The 466-nt window shown below is 48.9% G+C and carries 1 protein-coding gene; it reads left to right on the forward strand.

What is annotated here, in order from left to right:
• Positions 1-147: 147 nt before the first annotated feature.
• Positions 148-466 (forward strand): reverse transcriptase domain-containing protein (locus tag ACWTU8_RS32550; RefSeq protein ID WP_455851339.1); only part of this gene is annotated, 319 nt, incomplete at its 3' end.

The raw sequence follows: 466 nt of genomic DNA on the forward strand, positions 1-466 counted from the left end.
AGATTGGAAAATCTCCTAAACGATCTGAGCCCCGCTGGGTCCACGGTTGCAGTGCAGATCGATCGAATCCTGAGCAAACTCTCATCGGGTCGATCTTTCGGTCTGCCCGTCGGTGGACAGTGCGCCCGAATTCTTGCGGAAGTTATGATGTCTCCGATAGACGGATCTCTTTCAGATGCTGGAATAGTTTGGCATCGTTATGTAGATGATTTTACATTGATATGCGACTCGCAACAAGACGCCTATCGGGCACTTTCGACACTGTCACATTCACTTGCTGACTACGGGCTTTCGCTTAATAGAACGAAAACTACGATTCTGAGCGCCAAACATTATAAGGATTATATTGCTGCCCTGCTCGGGCACGGAGAAGATGCAAGCACGGCGCTGAGGGAACTTGACTTGCCTTTCGCTCCTTATTCGGACGCATCCAAGAGCGATTACGAGGAGCTGAAAAAATCTTTTG

This window comes from Mesorhizobium sp. BHbdii (genome assembly GCF_053848045.1).